Annotated in this window: 17 protein-coding genes; 9 read left to right on the top strand and 8 right to left on the bottom strand. The window is 65.8% G+C overall.

Annotated features, from left to right (window positions below):
- Positions 1–859 (bottom strand): glycosyltransferase family 4 protein (locus AKL29_RS14165; RefSeq protein ID WP_244482025.1); only part of this gene is annotated, 859 nt, incomplete at its 3' end.
- A gap of 138 nt (positions 860–997) precedes the next feature.
- Between AKL29_RS14165 and galE the strand changes: the two genes are divergently transcribed.
- Both galE and AKL29_RS14155 read left to right on the top strand, forming a co-directional pair.
- A complete protein-coding gene (gene galE, locus AKL29_RS14160) occupies positions 998–2,011 on the top strand; it encodes a UDP-glucose 4-epimerase GalE (RefSeq protein ID WP_028338302.1) in 1,014 nt (337 codons plus the stop codon).
- A 109-nt stretch (positions 2,012–2,120) separates the two neighbouring features.
- On the top strand, positions 2,121–3,932 hold the full coding sequence (locus AKL29_RS14155) for an ABC transporter ATP-binding protein (protein WP_050384624.1): 1,812 nt from the start codon (positions 2,121–2,123) through the stop codon (positions 3,930–3,932).
- A 6-nt stretch (positions 3,933–3,938) separates the two neighbouring features.
- Here the strand turns inward: AKL29_RS14155 and AKL29_RS14150 are convergent, their stop codons facing one another.
- Positions 3,939–5,114, bottom strand: a complete 1,176-nt coding sequence (locus tag AKL29_RS14150) for a dipeptidase (RefSeq protein WP_050384623.1) — start codon at positions 5,112–5,114, stop codon at positions 3,939–3,941.
- Between the two features lie 153 nt (positions 5,115–5,267).
- On the opposite strand from AKL29_RS14150, the gene AKL29_RS14145 reads away from it, so the two are divergent.
- Positions 5,268–5,969 (top strand): fumarylacetoacetate hydrolase family protein, encoded by a 702-nt coding sequence (locus tag AKL29_RS14145; protein WP_028338305.1) that lies wholly within the window; start codon positions 5,268–5,270, stop codon positions 5,967–5,969.
- 68 nt (positions 5,970–6,037) lie between these two features.
- On the opposite strand, the gene AKL29_RS40705 is transcribed toward AKL29_RS14145, so the two are convergent.
- On the bottom strand, positions 6,038–6,262 hold the full coding sequence (locus tag AKL29_RS40705; protein WP_028338306.1) for a hypothetical protein: 225 nt from the start codon (positions 6,260–6,262) through the stop codon (positions 6,038–6,040).
- 208 nt (positions 6,263–6,470) lie between these two features.
- On the opposite strand from AKL29_RS40705, the gene AKL29_RS14135 reads away from it, so the two are divergent.
- Positions 6,471–6,746, top strand: a complete 276-nt coding sequence (locus AKL29_RS14135; protein ID WP_244482024.1) for a hypothetical protein — start codon at positions 6,471–6,473, stop codon at positions 6,744–6,746.
- Positions 6,747–6,835: 89 nt separating this feature from the next.
- Here AKL29_RS14135 and AKL29_RS14130 read toward each other — a convergent pair whose 3' ends face one another.
- The 4 genes from AKL29_RS14130 to AKL29_RS14115 form a co-directional block, all read right to left on the bottom strand.
- Positions 6,836–7,210: an SPW repeat protein gene (locus AKL29_RS14130; RefSeq protein WP_244482022.1), complete on the bottom strand. Its 375-nt coding sequence runs from the start codon at positions 7,208–7,210 to the stop codon at positions 6,836–6,838.
- A gap of 22 nt (positions 7,211–7,232) precedes the next feature.
- Positions 7,233–8,597, bottom strand: coding sequence for an MFS transporter (locus AKL29_RS14125; RefSeq protein WP_050384619.1), 1,365 nt, complete (start codon positions 8,595–8,597; stop codon positions 7,233–7,235).
- A 269-nt stretch (positions 8,598–8,866) separates the two neighbouring features.
- A complete protein-coding gene (ggt, locus tag AKL29_RS14120) occupies positions 8,867–10,549 on the bottom strand; it encodes a gamma-glutamyltransferase (RefSeq protein WP_050384618.1) in 1,683 nt (560 codons plus the stop codon).
- 252 nt (positions 10,550–10,801) lie between these two features.
- Complete coding sequence (locus AKL29_RS14115; protein ID WP_050384617.1) at positions 10,802–12,499, bottom strand: NAD-dependent malic enzyme; 1,698 nt, start codon at positions 12,497–12,499, stop codon at positions 10,802–10,804.
- Positions 12,500–12,824: 325 nt separating this feature from the next.
- On the opposite strand from AKL29_RS14115, the gene AKL29_RS43320 reads away from it, so the two are divergent.
- Positions 12,825–12,980 carry a hypothetical protein gene (locus AKL29_RS43320; protein ID WP_016843659.1) on the top strand — a complete coding sequence of 52 codons (156 nt, stop codon included), beginning with the start codon at positions 12,825–12,827 and terminating at the stop codon, positions 12,978–12,980.
- 90 nt (positions 12,981–13,070) lie between these two features.
- Here AKL29_RS43320 and AKL29_RS14110 read toward each other — a convergent pair whose 3' ends face one another.
- On the bottom strand, positions 13,071–14,000 hold the full coding sequence (locus AKL29_RS14110; RefSeq protein ID WP_050384616.1) for an aspartyl/asparaginyl beta-hydroxylase domain-containing protein: 930 nt from the start codon (positions 13,998–14,000) through the stop codon (positions 13,071–13,073).
- 352 nt (positions 14,001–14,352) lie between these two features.
- Here AKL29_RS14110 and AKL29_RS14105 point away from each other — a divergent pair, with 352 nt between their 5' ends.
- Genes AKL29_RS14105 through AKL29_RS14090 form a run of 4 tightly spaced genes read left to right on the top strand, consistent with a single transcriptional unit; the run spans position 14,353 to position 18,873 of the window.
- On the top strand, positions 14,353–15,555 hold the full coding sequence (locus AKL29_RS14105; protein ID WP_430648764.1) for an ABC transporter substrate-binding protein: 1,203 nt from the start codon (positions 14,353–14,355) through the stop codon (positions 15,553–15,555).
- A 10-nt stretch (positions 15,556–15,565) separates the two neighbouring features.
- Positions 15,566–17,284 (top strand): FAD-dependent oxidoreductase, encoded by a 1,719-nt coding sequence (locus tag AKL29_RS14100; RefSeq protein WP_193395212.1) that lies wholly within the window; start codon positions 15,566–15,568, stop codon positions 17,282–17,284.
- Entirely contained in the window at positions 17,281–18,045 is a 765-nt protein-coding gene (locus tag AKL29_RS14095; RefSeq protein ID WP_082190594.1) for an SDR family NAD(P)-dependent oxidoreductase, read from the top strand. Before AKL29_RS14100 ends, AKL29_RS14095 begins: the two co-directional genes overlap by 4 nt.
- Positions 18,046–18,072: 27 nt before the next feature.
- The gene (locus tag AKL29_RS14090; protein ID WP_050384614.1) at positions 18,073–18,873 is read left to right on the top strand and encodes an IclR family transcriptional regulator; all 801 of its coding nucleotides are present in this window, start codon (positions 18,073–18,075) and stop codon (positions 18,871–18,873) included.
- The last annotated feature ends 30 nt before the right edge of the window (positions 18,874–18,903 follow it).

Here is an 18,903-nt window from a genome sequence, read left to right as displayed (position 1 = left end):
CGCCGTCCTCGACCACGAACTCGGCCGCGCCCGCGCGCGCCGCAACCAGCGCGGCGCCCGCCGACATCGCCTCGATCAGGGTCAGGCCGAAACCTTCATTGCGCGAGGTGAAGGCGTAGATCGTCAGCCGCTGGTACCAGCGCACGACGTCCTCGATCGGCAGTTCGCCCGTGATGATGATGCGCGATTGCAGGCCGGCGGCCTCGATCTTTCGCTTCAGCTCGTTGGCAAAGGCCAGCTGCTCCGGCACCACGGCGCCGACGATGACCGCGGTGAAATCGGGATAGCGCGGCAGCAGCCTGCACATCGCCTCGACGAACACGTCGCTGCCCTTCTGCGCGCGCACCCGCCCGAAGCAGCCGATCGCATCACGTCCCGGCAATCCGCTCTCGGCAAAGGCTGCCGCGCGATCGGCCGGCGGCGCATAACGATCGGTGTCGACGCCGTGCATCACCACGGTCGCGTCACGCTTCAGATAGGAGGCCGACAGCGGACTGGTGGCAATGATCGCATCCATGTTGCGGATCAGCCAGCGCGTCAGCCAGGTGTGATGGCGCTGCGCGGCCGAGGTGAAGATCAGTTTCAGCGGCCAGCCGAGCGCGCGCAGCACGAGCCCGACGATCATCTCGTCGTTGCGCCGCGCGTGCCAGATCAGCGGCGATGCGCGCCGCCACAGCCGCAGGAGATCGGCAAACCCCATCGCGTCGATGCCGTCGGGCCGATGCGAGCCGAGCCAGGCTGCGCGAAACATCTTTGCGAGCTTCGGCGCGACCATGCGGTTGGTCGCGGTGACACCCGAATAGCGTCGGTGCAGATTGGGCACGATGAGCTCGAGCTCGCCGGCAGGTGTGTTCTCGATCGGCACTCAAGTCTCCGTTTCGTGCCAGTTCCTATACGCAACATTAAGCATAGTGGCCAGTTCGGCCGCGGCGAAACCCCCTCTTCACCGCACTCCCGCTAGCATCACCGGTTAAAGAACATCGGGAGAGCTCTATCCATGACCGTGCTCGTGACCGGCGGCGCCGGCTATATCGGAAGTCACATGGTTCATGCGCTGGTCGATGCCGGCGAGAGCGTCGTCGTGATCGACAACCTTTCCACCGGCTTCTCCGCGTTCCTGCCCGAAGGCGTGCCGCTGTTCATCGGCGATGCCGGCGACGAGAACCTCGTCGAAGGCGTGATCGCGCAGCACGGCATCGACAGCATCATCCATTTCGCGGGCTCCGTCGTGGTGCCGGACTCGATGCGCGATCCGCTCGGCTACTACCGCAACAACACCATGACGACGCGCAGCCTGCTCAACGCGGCGGTGAAGGGCGGCGTCAGCCGCTTCATCTTCTCCTCGACCGCGGCCGTCTACGGCAACCCGGACCAGGTGCCGGTGCCGGAGATCGCACCGACCCGTCCGCTGTCGCCCTATGGCTCGTCGAAGCTGATGACCGAGATCATGCTGCACGACGTCGCGTCCGCTCATGGCATGAGCTACGTCGTGCTGCGCTACTTCAACGTCGCCGGCGCCGACCCGAAGGGCCGCGTCGGCCTTGCCACCATCGGCGCCACCCATCTGCTCAAGATCGCGGTCGAGGCCGCGACCGGCCAGCGCGCCAAGATCGACGTGTTCGGCACCGACTATCCGACCCAGGACGGCAGCTGCATCAGGGACTTCATCCATGTCAGCGACCTCGTCGAGGCGCATCGCTCGGCGCTGTCCTATCTGCGCGCCGGCGGGCAATCGGTGACGATGAATTGCGGTTATGGCCGCGGCTATTCCGTGCTCGAAACCATCGAGGCGGTGCGCCGGGTCTCGATGCGCAATTTCGCGGTCGCCTACGCCGCGCGCCGGCCCGGCGACATCATGACCATGGTGGCCGACACGACCCGGATCCGCTCGCTGCTCGACTGGACGCCGCGCTACGATGATCTCGAGACCATCGCGAGCCACGCACTGGCCTGGGAGGAGAAGCTGTTCCGGGAGCGCGCCGGCTCCGCGCGACAGGCGGAATCGGCCTAAAAAACAAACCGTTATCAAGCAGTTATTGTGCTTGAAAAAGCCCCGCCAAGCGGGCAAGGAGGTCCCGCAACCCTGACGGCCGGCGCTGCCCGCCGTCAATGGAACGCGGATGGCCCAGTTTCCAAAGAAAATTACCGACGATCCCTATGGCGCGGCGATCCTGATTCGCCGCCTGGTCATGGAACAAGGGATTACCTATTGGCGGCGCTATCTGACGGCGTTCGCGCTGATGGCCGTTGCGGCCGGCTCGACGGCCGGCGCCACGTACGTGCTCGGCCAGGTGATCAACCAGGCCTATGTCGACAAGAACATCCCCGGCATCGCCATGTTCGCCGGGATCACGGTAGTGCTGCTGTTCATCAAAGGCGTGGCGACATACGGCCACATGGTGATCCTGAACAAGATCTCCAACGCCATCCTCGCCAGCAACCAGCGGCAACTGTTCGCCAAGCTAATGAGCGAGAGCATCGGCTTCTTCTCGCAGCGGCACTCGTCGGAATTCCTGGCGCGGCTGACCGCCGGCGCCAAGTCGATCACCGACGTACTCAACATGCTGGTCAATGCGATCGGCCGCGACTTCCTGATGCTGATCAGCATGGTCGCCGTCATGGTCTGGCAGGACCCGCTGATGTCGTTCATCGGGCTTGTGGCGGTACCGCCGGCGATGCTGATGCTGCGCAGGCTGGTGAAGCGGATCAAGGGGCTCGCCTACAACCAGTTCACCGGCACCGCCGACATCATGGAGACGATGCAGGAATCGCTGCAGGGCATCCGCACCGTGAAGGCGTTCACGCTGGAAGGCACCATGCAGCAGCGGATCGACGAGCACATCGCAACCGTCGAGAGCAATGCCAACAAGATGGCGCGCGTCGCCAACCGCTCCAATCCGCTGATGGAAATGCTCGGCGGCTTCGCGGTCGCCGGCTGCCTGATGTATGGCGGCTACAGCGTGGTTGCGCTCGGTTCCACGCCGGGCCAGTTCTTCACGTTCCTGACCGCCTTCCTGATGGCGACCGAACCGGCCAAGCGGCTGGCGCGGCTCAACATCGACCTCAACAGCCAGCTGGTCGGCGCGCGGATGCTGCTCGAGGTGGTCGATAGCCCGGCGAGCGAGCAGACCGACGACGACAAGCCGGCGCTGAAACTGTCCGACGCGCGGATCGAACTGCGCGACGTCAGCTTCGCCTATCGGCCGGGCGAGCCGGTGCTGAACCGCATGAGCTTCGTGGCCGAGCCCGGCAAGGTGACCGCGCTGGTCGGCCCCTCCGGCGGCGGCAAATCGACCGTGCTGGCCTTGCTGCTTCGCTTCTACGAGACGCGCGAGGGCGACATCCTGATCGACGGACAGCCGATCTCGTCAGTGTCGCGCAAATCGCTGCGACAGCAGACCGCCTATGTCGGACAGGACGTCTATCTGTTCCGCGATACCATCCGCGCCAACATCGCCTTCGGCAAGCAGGGCGCCACCGAGCAAGAGATCGTCGACGCCGCCAAGGCCGCCTGCGCACACGACTTCATCATGAGCTTCCCGCTTGGCTACGACACGCCGGTCGGCGAGCACGGCACCCAGCTGTCCGGCGGGCAGCGCCAGCGCATCGCGGTCGCCCGCGCGCTGATCAAGAACGCGCCGATCATCCTGCTCGACGAGGCCACCGCCGCGCTCGACTCGGAGTCCGAGAAGCAGGTGCAGGAAGCGATCGAGCATCTCTGCCAGGGCCGCACCACGATCGTGATCGCGCACCGTCTGCACACCATCATGCATGCCGATGCGATCCTGGTGGTCGAGGGCGGCGAGATCGTCGAGCGCGGACGGCACGAGGAACTGCTGCGCCGCGGCGGCCGCTACGCCTCGTTCTTCCGCCTGCAGCACCACCACGACCCGTCGCCGCTGGCGCTGGCGCCGATCAGCGCCACCGGCTAGGGCCTGTCATCCCCTCGGGGCAATGCCTGCGCGCAGCACGCGCAGGACATTGCCGCCCATGACCTTGCGGATGTCGTCCTCCGAGAACCCGCGCGACATCAGCGCCTGGGTCACGGCGACGATCTCGCTGGCATCGAAGCCCGTCGTGGTCGAGCCGTCGAAATCGGAGCCGAGGCCGACATGGTCGATCCCGACCAGGTCGCGCACATGGGCGATCGCCCGCGCGACGTCCTTCGGATCGAGCGAGCAGACCGCGCCTTGCCAGAAACCGATGCCGACCACGCCGCCGGTCCGCGCGACACCCCGGACTTCGTCGTCGGTGAGGTTGCGGTTGACCTTGCACGTCGCCTGAACGCCGCCGTGGCTCGACACCACCGGGCGCGTCGCCATCGCCAGCACCTCGGCGACCGCCGCGTGGCTCGCATGCGCGAGGTCGACGATCATGCCCATCGCCTCCATCCGCTGCACCACCTGCCGGCCGAGCGGCGTCAGCCCGCCCCTTGCGACGCCGTGCATCGAGCCGGCGACATCATTGTCGAAGAAATGCGCGAGACCGGCCATTCTGAATCCGGCGCCGTAGAGCACGTCGAGATTGGCGATATTGCCCTCGATATCCTGCAAACCCTCGATCGACAGCATGCCGCCAACCACCGTCGCACCGCTCTTGCGGTCGGCGAGCAGGCGGTCGAGGTCGGCCGGGGTTGCGATCAGGCGCAGCCGCCCGGCGGAGTGTTCGGCGAAGCTCCGCAGTTTCTCGGCATGCCACAGCGAGCGCTGCAGCAACGAGAACCACGTCCGCGGCGGCTGCAGATCGATGATGGCGAGGTTCGTGATGGTGTCGGTATCGGCACCGTTGGCATCATAGTTCTGGCCCTTGGGCGACTTGGTGACCGACGAGAACACCTGTAGCGCGTAGTGCCCCTCGATCAGGCGCGGCAGATCGATATGGCCGCGATCGGATCGCGCGATCAGGTCGCGCTTCCACAACAGGCTGTCCGCATGCATGTCCGCCACGTCGAGCGTCGCCTGCAAGTCCCTTGCGGCGGGCGTGATATCCAGCGCCACGTGCTGGACCCTGTTCTGCGCCCGGTCGATCCGCTCCGGGACGACCGTGAAAAACCAAACGGCGGCGATCAGGGCCACAACGATCAGCCCCAGGCCGATCGAAAGCCATTTCCTCATGGGCAGCACCGCCTTTGTCGACCAAAGGCGGTCGCGCTCGGCGGAAAACTGGCCTCACCTCTGCGCCGGATGCAGCCGCGGCCACTAGCCCTGAGCGGCGTAAGCGCGTAAATACCGCCCGCGCTCCCTCCTTCAACCCTCCGGGACCCGTTCATGAACGCCGCATCCACCGTCATTCCGCTTCCCCCGCAGCCCTCGCTTCCCGTCGTCGGCGAATCCGGCAGCTATCCGGTCCGCCGCATCTGGTGCGTTGGCCGCAACTATCTCGAGCATATCAGGGAGATGGGCAATGACGAGCGCGCGCCGCCGTTCTTCTTCGGCAAGCATGCCGACATGCTGGTGCCCGACGGCGCGACCATCCCCTATCCGCCGCTGACCAAGGACCTGCATCACGAGGTCGAGCTGGTGGTGGCGATGAAGAGCGGCGGGCTGAACATTCCCGCCGACAAGGCGCTCGAGCATGTCTACGGCTATGCCGTCGGCATCGACCTGACCCGCCGCGACCTGCAGATCGCCTCGCGCAAGAAGGAGCGGCCCTGGGAGATCGGCAAGTCGTTCGACTACTCCGCGCCCTGCTCGGCGATCCAGCCGGCCGCGAAGATCGGCCACCCGACCGCGGGCAAGATCTGGCTCACCGTCAACGGCAAGGAAGCCCAGAAAGGCGACCTCACCGAGCTGATCTGGAACGTGCCTGAGATCATCTGGCAGCTCTCGCAGCAGGTGAAGCTCGCCGCCGGCGACATCATCATGACCGGCACGCCCGCCGGCGTATCGCAGCTGCAGGTGGGCGACAAGCTCGAATGCGGTGTCGACGGCGTCGGCAAGCTCGCGGTGACGATCGGCAAGCCGGAATAACCGCCTCGGGAGACGAGGCAAGGCCCAAAGCCCCGGACCTCAGGTCCGGGGCTTTTTGCTGTGCGCGGTCAGCGCATCGTGCCGGGCATGCAGGGCGGCTCGGTGAAGGGAGCGGTCGCGAACGATCCAACCTTCGGCGCGCGCACGCAATCGGTGGTCTTGCTGCTGACCGTCGTTGTCGTCATCGAAGCATTGGCGCGCCGCACCGCAGCGTTGTTGCCGGCGGCGGACACCTGGGCCGAATAGGCGGCTGCCGCAATCAGCGCAAGCGCTGCGAGGGTCAATCTGGTCATGGGATTTCTCCGTACGGTGGGTGAAGCCGACCTAGCTCGGCTCCTGTGATCAAGGACCGCGAGTGCCCGGAAATTATTTCATCACGCGCGATCACCGCGCCGCGAGCGCCCGATCACATCGGATGGAGCGAGGAATACCGGAACGACCGAGGCACTCCATGTCATCAAGGCCGCGCGCAAACGCGGCGATGACGGCATGGAGACTTTCATGATCGATCTTCGACAACCCGGCGTACGACTGGGCTTGGCTGCGATTATGTCCGCGGCAATGGCGACCGCTTGCTTTGCACAGGCGGCGGCGGTCCAGCAGCCCCGCGCCTACGCGTCAAACGAAACCGCGAGCAGGCCGTGGTCGGCGCCGGTCGGCCATCGCCAGCCGCGCGCCGCCGATATTCCGGCGACGACATCGACATCGCAGCAGGTCATCGATCAGGAGGACGCGATCGTCGACCGCAAGATCAAGGGGATTTGCCGCGGCTGCTAGAGCATGATCCTGAAAAGCGCGAAGCGGTTTTCCGAGAAGACCATGCTCAAAGACGAAGAGCCACACCTCGGTCTCTCCGGCGGCGGAGCTTACTGCCTTTCGGCAGCCTGCGGCGTATCCGGGCCGAAATGCGTCTTCTCGTATTCGAGCCATAGCTCGAGCAGCGCCATGAACGCCACCACCGCGCCTGCGGCGATGGCAAAATGCATCGCGCGGGTATGCGCGAAGCCGAGCAGCCAGGGCGAGACGATCAGCCAGCACCCGACGACCAGGTTGATCCATTCTTCCCAGATCGAGAACGCGACGATCGCCGCCAGCGACATGATCGCGATCGCCGCGCCGCTGATCCTGAGATCGATCGCCGCGGTCGGATTGGCCTGCACGAACAGCCACGGCGCAGCAAGCAGGAAGATCGCGGCGACGAGGTTATAGAGATCGAGCGCCGATTCTTTTCGCCATTTCATCATCTGCTGCTCCATTGCTGCCTCAAGCCAGACGTTCGTGCGCGCCGGCCGCATTGATGTCCTTGCCGGTGAAGTCGGTCATCAGCGCGGTCGCGACCAGCGTGATGACGGCGCAGATGGCGATGTAGATCGCGATCGCGACCCACGAATGATAGGTGCCGAACAGCCACGCCGCGATCAGCGGCGCCGGACCGCCGGCGATGACGGATGCGAGCTGATAGCCGAGCGAGGCGCCGCTGTAGCGCAAGCGCCCGGTAAAGCTTTCGGCGATCAGCGCAGCCTGCGGCCCGTACTGCATATCGTGCGGAATGAGCGAGAGAATGATCGCGAGGAGGATGATCGACGCCGAGCCGGTATTGAGCATCGCGAAGTAGATGAAGCCGAAGATGCCGGTCACCAACGCGCCGATCATGTACATGTTCTTGCGGCCGATCTGGTCGGACAGGTGCCCGAACACCGGGATCGAGACAAACGACAGCACCGAGGCCGCGAGCACCGCAGTGAGCAGGAAATCGCGCGAGACGTGCAGCGTGCCGGTGCCGTAGGAGAACACGAAGGCGGTGAAGATGTAGAACGGCGCCTGCTCGGACATCCGCGCGAAGGCGGACAGCAGGATCTCCTTCGGATGGTCCCGGATCACCGTCAGCATCGGCGTGCGGTCGAGCTGACGCTCGGCCAGCAGCTTGCTGAACACAGGCGTTTCCAGAATGCCGAGCCGGATGTAGAGGCCGACGCCGACCAGGACGATGCTGAGCGCGAACGGAACGCGCCAGCCCCACGAAAGGAACTGGTCGCCCGACATCTGGCTGAAGGCCAGCACAGCGAGATTGGCGAGGAACAGCCCGCAGGGCACGCCGAATTGCGGCCATGACGCGATCAGGCCGCGGGAGCGATCGTTGCGCGCCCATTCCATCGACATCAGCACCGAGCCACCCCATTCGCCGCCGACGCCGACGCCCTGGATGAAGCGCAGCACGGTCAGGATCACCGCGCCCCAGATGCCGATGCTGGAATAGGTCGGCACCAATGCGACCGCAGCGGTGGCAAGGCCCATCAACAGCAGCGTCGCGATCAGCGTCGACTTGCGGCCGATTCGGTCGCCATAGTGCCCGAAGATCGCAGCCCCGATCGGCCGCGCGACGAAGCCGACCGCATAGATGGCGAAGGCTTCCAGCGTGCCGACCCAGGGATCGGAATGCGGAAAGAACAGTTTTGCGAAAACCAGGCCGGTGACGGTGCTGTAGAGAAAGAAGTCATACCACTCGATCGCGGTCCCGACGGTGGAGGCGATCACCGCACGGCGCATCTGCAGCTGATGCTCGGATGGTGTGAGCTGGTTGGCGTCGAGGCCGGGGGGTCGACGAAGCGTTGAGCCAAATGTTGCCATGGGGGTGTCTCCCTCGCAGGCCCCCGGACGGATATTGACTGTGGTTCGTTTGAGTACGAACGATAACGCGCCCCGGAAAGTTCCACCGGAACGGACCGTCGAGGCTTGAACTTTAGTCGGCCTTCAGTCGGCCATGGCGAGCGACAGATCGCAACGCGTCGAGGGCGTCGTCCGCCACCGCTCGCCCACCGGGGGACCATGCTTCGCAGATGGCTGCCGGATGCGCCCGGCAGTCGCCGCGCGGCTCCGTCAATCTGCCGCGCTTCGTTTCATGACAACCCGAGCGCCCGTCCGTCGCTGCGCGGATCATGCGCCCCGGTGATGCTTCCGTCAGCGTCGATCCGGATCGCACCCGGATGTCCCGCGAGCGGGCTCTGGGCTGGTATCGGACTTATCTCGTGGCCGCGCTCGGCGAGCGCCTTGAAGACCGCTTCACCGGCATCCTTCTCCAGCTTCAGGCTGTCGCGCGCATCGGAGAACGTTTTGCCGAGCAGGAAGCGCGGCCGCGCCAGCGCGGTGAGCGGATCCATGTTGTAGTCGATCAGCCTGGTCAGCACCGCCGCGAGCGTCTGCGGCTGGCCGTCGGCTCCCTGCGTGCCGTACAGCAGATGCGGCCGTCCGCCCTTGAGATAGATTCCCGGATTGAGCGTGTGGAACGGCCGCTTGCCCGGCTTGAGGCAGTTGGGGCTGGCCGGGTCGAGGTTGAACGACGCACCGCGGTTGTGCCAGATGATGCCGGTGTCGCCGGCCACCGTGCCGCTTCCCCAATCGTAGTAGACGGTTTGCAGCATGCTGACGCAATTGCCGTCCCGGTCGGTCGCGGCGAGATAAACCGTGTCGCCCTTCTGGAACACGTGAGGCCATGGCATCGCCCTCGCCACGTTAATCGCCTTCGCGCGCGCGTCGAGGTAGCTCGCCGAGAGCAGCTGATTGACCGGGACGTCGACGAATTCCGGATCGCCGATGTAGCGGCTGCGGTCGATGAAGGCCTGCTTCACCGCTTCGACCAGGAGGTGATAGTAGTCCACGCTCCCTTCCGGATATTTTGCGAGCTCGAAGCGGTCGAGGATGCCCATGATCTCGAGCGTCGTGAGACCCTGCGTCGGCGGGCGCAGCCCGAGCAGCTCGCCGCCGCGATAGCCGACGCGCAACGGCGTCTCGTCGCGAGCGCGGCAGCGCGCCAGATCGTCGGCGGTCAGCGGCGAGCCGATCTGCTTCAGTCCGGCCGCAATGCGCGCGGCGAGCTTTCCTTCATAGAAATCGCGCCCGCCATTCGCCGCCAGCATCTCCAGCGATTTCGCGAGCTCGGCCTGGACCAGCGGCTCGCCGATTTCAGGCATCCGGCCGGCGGGCATGAAGATGCGCTGGATGTCGGGCCAGTCCTTCAGGTTCTTCGCTTCCATGTCCTGCCAGAAGCGCTGCGACGGCGTGACCGGGAAGCCCTTGCCGGCGTATTCGATCGGGCGCTCGAACAGCGACGCCCAGCTCTGCTTTCCGGCCCAGGACTTGCGGCTGAAATCGAACGCCTGGTCCCAGACGTCGACGGTCGTGGCCGCGGTCAGCGCCGACCCCGGCCCCCGGATCGGGACCGAGCCGCTGTAGTTCGGCAGGTTGAGCGCGGCCTGACCTGCGCCGGACAGCGTCCGGACATTTCCCTTGCGGTCACTGATCACCATGAAGCTGTCGCCGCCGAGGCCGCTGAAATGCGGATAGGTCACGCACAGCGTGGCACCGATGGCAATGACCGCCTCGATCGCATTGCCGCCCTTGCGCAGCACCTCGAGTCCCGCCTGCGTGGCGAGCTCGTGCGGGCTCGTCACCATGCCGGTCTTCGATCGCGCCAGCGCGCCCGTGTTGTCGAGGGCCCAGAGCGGTCGCGGCGCCGCCGCGGCGACCGCCGTGAGCATGGACCCGACCAGCAACTCCCTGCGCGACATGCCAAGATTGGCCATTCGACTTCCCTCCCCGTTTCCTCGTTGTGTCGATGTTGTGCGATCGCGGGCTGCGGACACCGCGACGTCCAAATCCCCGAAGGACCGCCACTGGCATTTGGCATGCCAAGATTGAAGAAAATTCTTACTTCGGTCAAGCCCGTTGAGAAGGCGCAAGCGAGGTCGAGCCCACCCTCACCCGATCATGATGGTCATAAAATCGATGCGGGGCCGCGCGCGGCCCGGAGGATCGCGCCGCCGACGCGCCGAGCTCTAAGCCCGATCGCTGCGGCGGTACGGCACGTAGCGCGGCGTCCAGACCTTGGCGTGAATCCGCGCCTCGACCTGGTCGATCGGAACGTCCCTCGCCAATCCCTCCTTGTGCGCCTGCAGCGCGACCGCAAGCGCCACCGTCTGCGAGACCTCGCGCAACGCGCTGACCGGCGGCAGCAGATTGTGCTTCGGGTTGTCGCGCGCCGGCGAGACGCTGGCCAGCGCCTTGGCGGCCGCCATGAACATGCCGTCGCTGACCCGGCTGGCACCGACCGCGAGCGCGCCGACGCCGACACCCGGGAAGATGTACGAGTTGTTGGTCTGGTCGACCTTGAAGCGCGCGCCGTTGCGCATGATCGGCGGGAACGGGCTGCCGACGCCGATCAGCGCCCGCCCCTCGGTCCACGCCTCGATATCGACCGGCGTCGCCTCCTCGCGCGAGGTCGGGTTGGACAGCGGAAAGATTACCGGCCGCTTGTTGCATTCGGCCATCGCGCGGACGATCGGCTCGGAGAACGCGCCGGCCTGGCCGGAAACGCCGATCAGCACGGTCGGCCTGGCATTGCGCACGACGTCGAGCAGCGCGATCTTGTCGGGATGGCTGAGCTGCCAGCCTGCGATCGCCTGCCTGTCCTGCACGAACGGAAGCTGGAACGGGGCGAGCCCGCTCATACCCTCGAGCAGCAGCCCGTCGCGGTCGACCATGAAGAAGCGCTTCGCCGCCTCGCTCTCCGACAGGCCGGCATCGACCATCGCGGCGCGGATCAGGCTGGCGATGCCGCAGCCGGCCGAGCCTGCGCCGAGCACGGCGACGCGCTGCTCGGTGAGCGGCACGCCGGTGACGTTGATCGCGGAAAGCAAGGCGCCGGTCGCCACCGCCGCGGTGCCCTGAATGTCGTCATTGAAGGTCAGGAGCCGGTCGCGATAGCGCTCGAGCATGCGCGTCGCATTGTTCTTGGCGAAATCCTCCCACTGCAGCAGGACGCGCGGCCAGCGCTTCACCACCGCCGCGACGAACGCCTCAATGAAGTCGTCATAGGCCTGGCCGCGGACGCGCTCGTTGCGCCAGCCAACATAGAGCGGATCGGCCAGGCAATCGGGATTGTCGGTGCCGACGTCGAGCATGATCGGTAGCGTCGTTGCCGGATGCAGGCCACCGCAGCCGGTATAGAGCGCGAGCTTGCCGATCGGGATGCCCATGCCGCCGGCGCCCTGGTCGCCGAGGCCGAGGATGCGCTCGCCGTCGGTCACCACGATCGCCTCGACGTGATCGAAGCGCGGATGGGCGAAAATGCGGTCGATCCGGTGCTGATGCGGGATGCTGAGGAATAGCCCGCGCGGCTTGCGGAACAGCCGACTGAATTTTTGGCAGCCCTCGCCGACGGTCGGCGTGTAGACGATCGGCAACAGCTCTTCCAGGTTGCCGACCAGGAGCGCGTAGAACAGCGTCTCGTTGGTGTCCTGCAGCTCGCGCAGAAAGGCATAGCGCTCGATGTCGGTCTCAAAGCCGCGCAGCGCCTCGAGGCGGCGCGAGACCTGCTCGTCCAGCGTCAGGATATTGGGCGGCAACAGGCCGTGCAGGTCGAACGCCTCGCGCTCGGCCTCGGAGAACGCCGTGCCCTTGTTCAGCTGCGGATCGGCCAGCAGCTCGTAGCCGCTCAGCGCAGTGGTCGCAAAAGCTCCTGATGACTCCGACATGGCAAGATCCCCTCAATGCGAAACGCCAGAAGGGACGTTATCACGCCCATGTAACGGATCGGAGCGCGAAGGCGCGCCGCCGCGCAAAGTTGAACGGCCCCGACGCTGCGGCTGCACCTGCGGACCGACGCCAACATACCTTGGTATAGCCCGCCTGATTCCTTGTGATGGCCCGTGCTTACGCCCGTACAGTTGAGCGATGGCGAGAGATTTTTACATTCGCGTCTACTCCAACGTGATCAGGATCACTGCTCCGAGCCGTCAATCACAAGACTGTCACGCGTAGCAGGTGTCGACTGGAACGCGGGTTTCGAGGACCACTCAGATGATCGTCAACATTCAGAAGCTGAACGGCCTGTGGCACCTTATCGTCGGGTCGTGCAAGATCCGAACTCCGTTCCTGGAGACCCAGGACCGGGAGTGGGTCGTCGCCTACGCCAGGCGAATCTACCCCGGCGCCAAGGTTTTCGAGCGCGACTGACGCTGTTGCGCCTCACAGCTCTCGTCCCAGACAAAAAGCCCCGGAGCATGCTCCGGGGCTTTTGCTTTCAACGCGGCAACGCCGCTGCGATCAGTGCAGCGCCGACATCACGATCAGGCCGAGGATCAGCGCGGTCGCGGAATATTTGAGCGTGTAATACACGTTCCGATTCCACTCCTTGACTTTGCGGCTGGCGAGATGGACCTCGTAGAGCTTGCCGAACACCTTGTTCAGCGCGCCAACATGCTCGCCGTCGATGTTCTGGGTCGCCGACGCCTTGACGATGTTGTGGCTGACCCAGCGGTTCATCGCCGTCATGAAGCCGTACTTCATCGGGCGCTCGACGTCGCAGAACAGGATGATGCGGTTGACGTCGGTCTTGTTCTCGGCGCTGTGGATGAAGGTCTCGTCGAACATGAAGGCCTCGCCGTCGTGCCAGACGCATTCGACGCCGTCGACGAGGATGCGGCACTGGTTCGAGTTCGGCGTCACGAGGCCGAGGTGATAGCGCAGCGAGCCAGCGAAGGGATCGCGGTGCGCCCCGAGCTTGCCGCCCGGCGGCAGCATCGCGAACATCGCGCCATGCACGCTCGGGATCGAGTTGAGCAGCTCCACCGTCTTCGGACACAGCGTCCGCGCCGACGGCAGGAAGTCGTCGTACCATTTCAGATAGAAGCGCTTCCAGCCGCTTTTGAAGAAGGAGTAGAAGCCCCAGTCGTTGTTCTTGGCCGCGGCGCGGATGAAGCCTTCGTCGAACAGGCGCGTGGCCTCGTCGCGGATCGTCTCCCAATTTTCGGAGAGCTTCTTGAGTTCGGGAAACTGCTCAACCGGAATCACCGGCGTGTTGGGCACGGCGGAGCCGGCATACATCAGCACATTGTAGGGCGCGAGGTAGGTCGAGTGATCGCCGAGCTGGCGAGCGAAGCGCAACCGCTGCTTGCCGCGGAAGTGGATGTAGAGCGTAGAGGCCACCAGCACGTAGAGAATAACGAGCTGCGGCGCGAAGAGCTGTCTCAACATGATCCGTCTATGATCGCTGTCCGCCGACGCTCTTCATGCCCCGCCCCGGAGGAGCCTTGCCCTTCACGGGTGGCCCAGTCCGGGCGGCGAAAGGCGTCGGCGTCCGCGAAAATTCCCCTGTTTCATAGTGACTTGGCACTGCGGCGCGGTCTGGCAAATGAGCCGGAATCGTTGCCGCGGTGCCGTCCCGGACGAGCCATGTAAGCGTTCGCTCACCAAATGTGAAGTATCGCGCCGCACGGGCGCCAACTTTGTGACACTATTCACACATCTAATTCGCCATTGACAAACTGATTATACAATTCCTAATCCTGAGTGACCCGCCGAAGAGCGCGGACGCCCAAAGGGAGGAATGATGAGACAGTTTCTGGCGGCAGCCATTGTCGCGGCGATGACCACGGCCGCTCACGCCCAGGTTTCCGATGATGTCGTGCGCATCGGCGTGCTCACCGATCTGTCGAGCTGGGGCCGCGACAATTCGGGCCCGGGCTCGGTCGAGGCGGCCAAGATGGCGGTCGAGGAATTCGGCCCCACCGTGCTCGGCAAGCCGATCGAGATCATCTCGGCCGACCACCAGATGAAGACCGACGTCGGCGTGCAGATCGTGCGCGGCTGGTTCGACAACGGCAAGGTCGACGCCGTCGTCGACATTCCGAATTCCGGCATCGCGATCGCCGTGCACAACATGGTGCGCGAGCGCAACAAGATCGCGCTCTTGTCCGGTCCTGGCGCGAGCTCGCTGACCGACGAACTGTGCAGCCCCAACACGGTGCATTTCGCCTACGACACCTACGCGCTGTCCAAGGTGACGGCCTCGGCCGTGATCAAGGAAGGCGGCAAGTCCTGGTTCTTCGTCACCGCGGATTACGCCTTCGGCCAGCAGCTCGAGAAGGACGCGACGCGCTTCATCAACGAGATGGGCGGCAAGGTGCTCGGCAGCGTCAAGCATCCGACCAACACCGCCGACTTCTCCTCCTTTGCGCTGCAGGCGCAGAGCTCGAAGGCCGACGTGGTGGCGTTCGCCAATGCCGGCCAGGACACCGACAATTCGATCAAGCAGTCCGGCGAGTTCGGCCTCGTGCAGGGCGGCCAGAAGCTGGTCGGCCTCTTGATGTTCGATACCGACGTGCATGCGATCGGCCTCAACGCCGCGCAGGGCACCTACATGACGACGGCATCGTACTGGAACATGGACGAGAAGACGCGCGCCTGGTCGAAGAAGTTCTACGCCCGCGCCAATGTGATGCCGACCATGATCCAGACCGGCGTCTACGGCTCGGTGCTGCATTATCTCAAGGCGATCCAGGCCGCCGGCACCGACGATCCGAAAGCGGTGATGGCCAAGATGCGCGAGCTGCCGATCGAGGACACCTTCGTGCATGGCGGCAAGCTGCGCGAGGACGGCCGCGTGATCCGCGACATGTATCTGGCGAAGGTGAAGAAGCCTTCGGAATCCAAGGAGCCGTGGGATTATCTCGATATCGTCAAGACGGTGAAGGGCGAGGACGCCTATCGTCCGGTCTCCGAGTCGAAGTGTCCGCTGCTCAAGAAATAGGATCGATCGCGTGGCCAACGAAGAAGCTTATGATTGCGACGCGCTGGTCGTCGGCTCCGGCTGCGCCGGGCTGTCGGCGGCGGTCACCGCCGGCCATCACGGCCTCAAGGTCCTGGTGGTCGAAAAGGAGCCGCGGTTCGGCGGCACCACCGCGCGCTCCGGCGGCTGGCTGTGGATCCCCGGCACCTCGCTGGCCAAAGCCTGGGGCATCGAGGAGAGCCCCGATCAGGCCAAGACCTATCTGCGCCACGAGGCCGGCAACAGCTTTGACGCCGCCCGCGTCGATGCGTTCCTGACCGAGGGGCCGAAGGCGGTCGACTTCTTCACCACCAGCACCGCGGTGCGCTTCGACATGCCGCTGACCTTCCCGGACTATCATGCGGAAGCGCCAGGCGGCGCGCAGGGCGGCCGCTCAATGGTGACGCGGCCGTTCGACGCCCACGAGCTCGGCGACGCCCTCAAGAATCTCGGCAATCCCCTGCCCGAGCTCACCGTGTTCGGCATGATGCTCGGCTCCGGCAAGGAGATCGTGCATTTCATGCGCGCGACCCGGTCGCTGACCTCGGCGGCCTACGTAGCCAAGCGGCTGTCGAAACACGCCATCGATGTGATCCGCAACGGCCGCGGCATGACGCTGACCAACGGCAACGCGCTCGCCGGCCGGCTGGCGAAATCCGCCTTCGACCTCAAGATCCCGCTCTGGCTCAACTCGCCGGTACGCGAATTGATCGTCGAGAACGGCACGGTGCGCGGCGCGGTCGTCGTGCGTGAAGGGCGCGCGATCCGCGTCAACGCCAAGCGTGGCGTGGTGCTCGCCTGCGGCGGTTTTCCGCATGACGTCGCGCGACGACAGAAGATGTTCCCGCACGCCCCGACCGGAAAAGAGCATTATTCGCCGGGCCCGACCGGCAACACCGGCGATGGCCTGCGCCTTGCGGAATCCGCCGGCGGCCGCGTCGACGACTCGCTGCCGAACGCCGCGGCCTGGGTGCCGGTCTCGGTCACGACGCGTAAGGACGGCTCGAAAGGCGTGATGCCGCATTTCATCGATCGCGCCAAGCCGGGCGTGATCGCGGTGATGGCCGACGGCAGGCGCTTCGCCAACGAGGGCAATTCCTACCACGACTTCGTGCAGGCGATGATCAAGGCGGCGAAGCCCGGCGAGGAGATCGCGGCGCATCTCGTCTGCGATCACGAGACGCTGCGCAAATACGGCCTTGGCTGCGTGCCGCCGCGCCCGATGCCGCTCGGCCATCATCTGAAGACCGGCTATCTCAAGCGCGGCGCGACTCTGGCGGAGCTCGCCGCGCAGGCCGGCATCGACGCCAAGGCGCTCGAGGCGACCGTCGCGGAGTTCAACACCACCGCTGCGGAGGGCCGCGATCCCGCCTTCGGCAAGGGCTCGCGCGCCTATAACCGCTACCAGGGAGACGCGCTGCACGGACCCAATCCCTGCATCGCGCCGATCCAGCACGGGCCGTTTTACGCCATCAAGATGGTGATCGGCGACCTCGGGACCTATGCCGGCATCCGGACCGACGCCAATGCCCGCGCGCTCGACGCCGACGGCCAGCCGATTGCCGGCCTCTATGCCGCCGGCAACGACATGGCGAGCATCATGGGCGGCAACTATCCCGGTGCCGGCATCACGCTCGGGCCCGCGCTGACCTTCGGCTACATCGCGGGCAAGCACATTGCCGGCGTGGCGGCGGAAAGAAGCGCGGCATGAGCGCGATGGCGACCCTGCTCGCCGGCAAGCGCGCGCTGGTGACCGGCGCTGCGCACGGCAACGGTCGCGCCATCGCACTTGGCCTCGCGGCGCATGGCGCGGACGTTGTTGTGACCGACATCGATCGCGCCGGCGCCGAGCAGACCGCGGCCGACATTGGCCAGCGCGGCCGCGCGGCGTGGCCGTTCGAGCTCGATGTCACCGATGCGGCGGCGTGCTCTGCGCTGGCGCAGCGTGCGGCGCGTGAGGTCGGGCCGATCGCGATCCTGGTCAACAATGCCGGCATCATCATCCGTGAGGGCATCGACTCGCCCCGTGCAGGCGAGAATTGGCGGAGGGTGCTCGACGTCAACCTGACCGGCACGTTCAACGTCACCCACGCCTTCCTGCCGGCATTGCGCGAGACGCGCGGCGCGATCATCAATCTCGGCTCGATCGCGTCCTTCCTCGGCGTTGCCGATACGCTGGGCTATGCGCCGTCCAAGGGGGGCGTCAAGCTCCTCACCCAGGCGCTCGCCCGCGAGCTTGCCGCCGACGGCATTCGCGTCAATGCGATCGCGCCCGGCGTGATCGAAACGGCGATGACCGAAGCGACCCGCAACGACCCTGCCCGGCTCGCCGGATTTCTCGGCCGCACGCCGCTCGGCCGCGTCGGGCAGCCGGAGGAGCTGGTCGGCCCGGTGGTGTTCCTCGCATCGGAGCTGGCATCTTATGTGAACGGCGTGACCATGCCGGTCGACGGAGGGTTTCTCGCCGTATAAGCACATTGTGGGAGCTGGCAGGGCCACATGACGAGAGAGAGCCGCGGCATACAGTCGATCGAGGTCGGCGGAGAATTGCTCCGCGCGCTGGCCCGCAGCGGCGAACCGATGATGCTGCGCGATCTCGCGCGCGAAGCCGGCATGCCGCCGGCCAAGGCGCATCCCTATCTCGTCAGTTTTTCCCGCATCGGCCTGATCGAGCAGGACGAGACCACCGGCCGTTACGAGATCGGGGCGCTGGCGCTCGAGCTCGGCCTCATCAGCCTGCGCCGGCAGTCGGCGGTACGGATCGCAACGCCGCGGATCGCAGCGCTCGCCGACAGCATCAATCACGCGGTGTCGCTGTCGGTCTGGGGCACCCACGGCGCGACGGTGGTGCGGCTCGAGGAGCCGAGCCATCCGGTGCATATCGCGATGCGCGTCGGATCGGTGGTGGCGCTGCTCGAGACCGCGACCGGCCGCGCCTTCGCCGCCTTCATGCCGCCGAACGCGATCAGGACCGCGCTCGAGAGCGGCCTCGACCGCCTCGGCGTCGGCTACAATCCGAAACGTCCGCCGGCGGACGCGAAGACGGCCGAGATCCTCGCCGAGGTCCGCAGCCGCGGACTGGCGCGGGCGATCGGCGATCCGCTGCCCGGCGTCAACGCCTTCGCCGCGCCGGTGTTCGATCACGCCGGCCACGTCGCGCTGGTCATCACCGCGATGGGGCCGGAAGGCACCTTCGACGCCAGCTGGGACAGCGCGATCGCCGCCGCGCTGCGCGATTGTGCGGGCGAGATCTCATGGCAACTGGGGCACGGCACGGTGCGGGCGACCGAAAGACCGTGAGGTAAGCCCGCTCGTCCGGCTCCCTCCTCG

The sequence above is a fragment of the Bradyrhizobium pachyrhizi genome, from assembly GCF_001189245.1.
Lineage (GTDB): Bacteria > Pseudomonadota > Alphaproteobacteria > Rhizobiales > Xanthobacteraceae > Bradyrhizobium > Bradyrhizobium pachyrhizi.
Note: the sequence above shows the minus strand (reverse complement) of the source record. Positions and strands in the feature narration are given on the sequence as shown.

Excerpts from the sequence above, each read along its gene's own strand:
- galE (WP_028338302.1), top strand. The coding sequence starts at position 998 with ATGACCGTGCTCGTGACCGGCGGCGCCGGCTATATCGGAAGTCACATG.
- AKL29_RS14155 (WP_050384624.1), top strand. The coding sequence starts at position 2,121 with ATGGCCCAGTTTCCAAAGAAAATTACCGACGATCCCTATGGCGCGGCG.
- AKL29_RS14150 (WP_050384623.1), bottom strand. The coding sequence starts at position 5,114 with ATGAGGAAATGGCTTTCGATCGGCCTGGGGCTGATCGTTGTGGCCCTG.
- AKL29_RS14145 (WP_028338305.1), top strand. The coding sequence starts at position 5,268 with ATGAACGCCGCATCCACCGTCATTCCGCTTCCCCCGCAGCCCTCGCTT.
- AKL29_RS40705 (WP_028338306.1), bottom strand. The coding sequence starts at position 6,262 with ATGACCAGATTGACCCTCGCAGCGCTTGCGCTGATTGCGGCAGCCGCC.
- AKL29_RS14135 (WP_244482024.1), top strand. The coding sequence starts at position 6,471 with ATGATCGATCTTCGACAACCCGGCGTACGACTGGGCTTGGCTGCGATT.
- AKL29_RS14130 (WP_244482022.1), bottom strand. The coding sequence starts at position 7,210 with ATGAAATGGCGAAAAGAATCGGCGCTCGATCTCTATAACCTCGTCGCC.
- AKL29_RS14125 (WP_050384619.1), bottom strand. The coding sequence starts at position 8,597 with ATGGCAACATTTGGCTCAACGCTTCGTCGACCCCCCGGCCTCGACGCC.
- ggt (WP_050384618.1), bottom strand. The coding sequence starts at position 10,549 with ATGGCCAATCTTGGCATGTCGCGCAGGGAGTTGCTGGTCGGGTCCATG.
- AKL29_RS14115 (WP_050384617.1), bottom strand. The coding sequence starts at position 12,499 with ATGTCGGAGTCATCAGGAGCTTTTGCGACCACTGCGCTGAGCGGCTAC.
- AKL29_RS43320 (WP_016843659.1), top strand. The coding sequence starts at position 12,825 with ATGATCGTCAACATTCAGAAGCTGAACGGCCTGTGGCACCTTATCGTC.
- AKL29_RS14110 (WP_050384616.1), bottom strand. The coding sequence starts at position 14,000 with ATGTTGAGACAGCTCTTCGCGCCGCAGCTCGTTATTCTCTACGTGCTG.
- AKL29_RS14105 (WP_430648764.1), top strand. The coding sequence starts at position 14,353 with ATGATGAGACAGTTTCTGGCGGCAGCCATTGTCGCGGCGATGACCACG.
- AKL29_RS14095 (WP_082190594.1), top strand. The coding sequence starts at position 17,281 with ATGAGCGCGATGGCGACCCTGCTCGCCGGCAAGCGCGCGCTGGTGACC.
- AKL29_RS14090 (WP_050384614.1), top strand. The coding sequence starts at position 18,073 with ATGACGAGAGAGAGCCGCGGCATACAGTCGATCGAGGTCGGCGGAGAA.